The 3,418-nt window shown below is 44.7% G+C and carries 6 protein-coding genes; all 6 read right to left on the bottom strand.

Annotated features, from left to right (window positions below):
* Positions 1 to 86 precede the first annotated feature (86 nt).
* Entirely contained in the window at positions 87 to 1,100 is a 1,014-nt protein-coding gene (locus WEIDD23_RS09990; protein WP_010373374.1) for a VOC family protein, read from the bottom strand.
* Positions 1,101 to 1,317: 217 nt separating this feature from the next.
* Positions 1,318 to 2,010, bottom strand: a complete 693-nt coding sequence (locus WEIDD23_RS09985; protein WP_010373376.1) for a 5'-methylthioadenosine/adenosylhomocysteine nucleosidase — start codon at positions 2,008 to 2,010, stop codon at positions 1,318 to 1,320.
* 33 nt (positions 2,011 to 2,043) lie between these two features.
* The gene (locus WEIDD23_RS09980; RefSeq protein ID WP_010373378.1) at positions 2,044 to 2,334 is read right to left on the bottom strand and encodes a hypothetical protein; all 291 of its coding nucleotides are present in this window, start codon (positions 2,332 to 2,334) and stop codon (positions 2,044 to 2,046) included.
* A 1-nt stretch (position 2,335) separates the two neighbouring features.
* The gene (locus WEIDD23_RS09975) at positions 2,336 to 2,905 is read right to left on the bottom strand and encodes an NUDIX hydrolase (RefSeq protein ID WP_010373380.1); all 570 of its coding nucleotides are present in this window, start codon (positions 2,903 to 2,905) and stop codon (positions 2,336 to 2,338) included.
* A gap of 1 nt (position 2,906) precedes the next feature.
* Complete coding sequence (locus WEIDD23_RS09970; RefSeq protein WP_343109541.1) at positions 2,907 to 3,119, bottom strand: cold-shock protein; 213 nt, start codon at positions 3,117 to 3,119, stop codon at positions 2,907 to 2,909.
* 24 nt (positions 3,120 to 3,143) lie between these two features.
* Positions 3,144 to 3,418: DUF3397 family protein (locus tag WEIDD23_RS09965; protein WP_062358953.1), on the bottom strand; the 275-nt coding region annotated here is incomplete at its 5' end.

Below are 3,418 nucleotides of genomic sequence, written 5' to 3'. Positions count from 1 at the left end.
CCTATTTTTCGTACTTTTAGTGTACCCAATTTGCAAAAAAGAAGCAGGAACCAAGTTTTAGCTTGCTTCCTGCTTCAAAATAATCATTAGTTTTCTGCGTTATCAGAAACGTTCTTCTTGAACACCTCTGGTGAAGGCAAATCATCGTTTGATGAGTTGAATGGAATCAATCCAGCTTCAATTTCATCACGCATGTTTTCCAAGAATGGTGGCAACTCCAAGTGGTGACCAGCCTCTTCGTACGTCTCGTCTTGCAAGAATCCTGGTCCGTTCGTAGCGATTTCGAACAAGATTCCTGGCGTTGGACGGAAGTACTCTGACTTGAAGTAGAAACGATCCACGAATCCAGAGTCTTGGAAGCCCAATTGACGCAAACGGTTGATCCAGAAGTTCAAAGCCGTTTCATCATCAACTGCCAAGGCAAAGTGGTGCGCATTTCCATAACCTTGCAAACCACGTGGCAACAAACGTACCAAACGCGTGTGTACTTGACCACCGAATCCGGCATTGTCAAACTCGTACAAAACATCGTCGCCGTCGCGGGCAACTTCCTTAGCGCCCAAAACAGACGTCAAAACCATGTGCATAGCGTTTTCATTGTTAATCGTCAACAATTGTGCACCCAAACCAAGTACAGCGTGTTGTGGATCAACTGATGAATATTGCCATGGCGTACCTTCAGCCCAAGTACCCGTGTTCTTTTCGTTTGACTCCAAAGCGTACAATTGTCCGTCGAAGTCCTCAAAGTCCAAGTACTTTACACCAAACTCTTCGTGAGTTTCTGCGTCGTGCTTAACACCGAATTCATCAAAACGCTTAATCCAGTAATCAAATGAAGCGTCTGAAGGAATACGGAACGCCGTACGCGTAATTTCATCCGTACCGTGGATGGCCTTATTGATACCTGGGAAGTCGAAGAACGTCAAAACCGTTCCAGCTGATCCCATATCATCAGTAAAGTACAAGTGGTACGTACGTACGTCATCTTGGTTAACGGTCTTCTTGATCAAGTGAAGACCCAAAACCCCTGAAAAGAAATCAAAAATCTTTGGTGAATCTGACGTAATCGTCGTCAAGTGGTGAATTCCACGGATAGTCATATTCGGATGCTCCTTCGTTTCATGTAATTCTCTTAATGAATGATATTAGAATAACAGAACTATTTTTGAAATGGAAATAAAAAGGTGTACTTTTTGTAAGTTAATGTGCTTAACAACTATTATAACCCGTTATGACACAACCTGTATGGTCGCAGGATTGTCATCATCCGAAAAAAGCAACGTTGCATCATCGTGCAACGTTGCTCTTTAGCCATTGTTATTGCTTGTTGAAGAAATCTATCAACACTTGTGCTGATTGCTTACCAGCATCGACGATAAATTCGTCAAACGTTGGGCCAGCCTCACCATTTGCATTATCTGAGATAGCGCGAACAACTGCAAATGGTACATCGAAGTAATGTGCCACTTGGGCAATTGACGCACCTTCCATCTCAGCAGATTGTGCATCAGCAAAGTTTGCCAAAATTGTTTGCTTTTGCTCTTCGCCAGAGATAAATGAATCACTCGTCACAATCAAGCCACGAACCAAACGGGCATCTGTCACATCACCGTACACAGCTGCCAAGCCTGCTGATAAGTCTGCATCCGTCACGAAGCGTGCTGGTTGTTGTGGTACTTGCCCGTAAACATACCCAAATGCACGGGCATCTGCGTCGGCGTAGGCCAATTCTGATGCGACCACAACATCCCCGATGCGTAAGTCAGCCCCCAATGCGCCAGCTGATCCAGAATTAATCACGGCATCAACCGCAAAGTTTGTGATTAACAAAGTTGTCGTCAATGCTGACGCGACCTTCCCAATTCCTGACTCAACCACAACAACATCAACGTTGCCAATCTTACCATGGTGAAAAAGTTTGCCGGCAATTGTCGTCTGCTTTTCGTCCGTCATTGCTGCTACCAAGGCTGCTTTTTCTTCAGCCATGGCATTAATAATTCCATAACGCATATTTGTTAAACTCTCACTTTCAAAATCACTCTACTACAACAAAAATAATATTAAATAAGTCACAATGATTAACACCACTAACACAATAATCGCGAGATTAAGTCGATGCTTTAACCGGGCAGATTTCCCAACCGGCGTCAATTCATGCGTTATCGGGTCGAGTTCATAACGGCCCTTACCCGATAACCGATACTCTCGCCGCGTTAAATGATCGTTTACTTGCTCAGGTTGCGACTGTAACGGTACGCTCCCTAGCCCATCGTCATTGCCATCGGTCGTATAATCAGCTGGACCTTGAGGGGTCTTTTCCTTCCGCCAAAACATATTACTTACCTGCCAAACGAAGCGTCTTCCAGTACAAATAAGCCATTGCGGTCTTACCGTCATCAAGTTCGCCTGCTTCAAACAAACGTGTTGCCTCAGCAAAGTCAACAGTCACTAAATCGATTTGCTCATCGTCATCTTGTGGCAGTTCGGTTCCGACTGGCACCAAATCAGTCGCTAAATACAGCGTCATGAATTCATCCGCGAACCCAATCGACGTATAAAAACCGGCGATTTTTTCGACGTGGCCCGCTTGTAACCGCGTTTCTTCATTTAACTCACGATTAACCGTATCTAACGGATCCGTATCACGGTCATCCATTTTACCGGCTGGTATCTCCAGTGTCACTTTTTTGACAGGCGCACGCCATTGACGTTCCAGAATCATTTCATCATCGGCGGTCAAAGCTAATACACCAATTGCGTCGGCATGATAAACAACATCACGCTTAGCTTGGCGACCGTCTGGCAAAACAACCGTCTGCTCGGTTACCCGAACGATATGACCGTCATATTGTTCCTCTTCAGAAATAACGCGCTCACGAAACTTATCGTCATATTGTGATGCCATGTTATGCCTCCCCAGTCACTTTAACCTCAACAGCCGCTGCTTGTGGACCACGAACGCCCTGTACGACAACTAGCTTGACCGGTTCACCAACTTCTAAATCACGAACACGAGGTGTCTCGATTGCTGAAAAGTGGACGAAGACATCCTCTTCACCCTTCAATTCAATAAAACCAAAGCCATTATCAGCATTCCAGGTCTTAACGTAACCTTCAATTTTTTCCATAATTATTATCTCTTTCTATTTCGTCACAACAAAAGCAAAGATTGCCATTGCAATCATTACTACAAAGCTGCCCAGACCAACAACGCGCCACCACATAATCCAGAATTTGCGCGTCTCAAACGTTTCGCGCACAAAACCTTGATACAGAGCGATGCCAATGCCCCAGAGGACAAACATCAATAAAATTGGCGCTAAAATTGATTGATGCCAAATTTGAAACGTCATCGATTCGATACTCCACCACGTTACAAATGTTGCTAAATCAATTGCCCGCAAATGTTTCGGCCAGC

The organism is Weissella sp. DD23, from assembly GCF_001579105.1.
Classification (GTDB): domain Bacteria; phylum Bacillota; class Bacilli; order Lactobacillales; family Lactobacillaceae; genus Weissella; species Weissella cibaria.
The sequence above is the reverse complement of the archived record's forward strand: the minus strand, read 5'-3'. Positions and strand labels throughout refer to the sequence as shown.

Bases quoted from the DNA above. Each gene is read 5' to 3' on its own strand.
- WEIDD23_RS09990 (WP_010373374.1), bottom strand. From the start codon at position 1,100: ATGACTATCCGTGGAATTCACCACTTGACGACGATTACGTCAGATTCA.
- WEIDD23_RS09985 (WP_010373376.1), bottom strand. From the start codon at position 2,010: ATGCGTTATGGAATTATTAATGCCATGGCTGAAGAAAAAGCAGCCTTG.
- WEIDD23_RS09980 (WP_010373378.1), bottom strand. From the start codon at position 2,334: ATGTTTTGGCGGAAGGAAAAGACCCCTCAAGGTCCAGCTGATTATACG.
- WEIDD23_RS09975 (WP_010373380.1), bottom strand. From the start codon at position 2,905: ATGGCATCACAATATGACGATAAGTTTCGTGAGCGCGTTATTTCTGAA.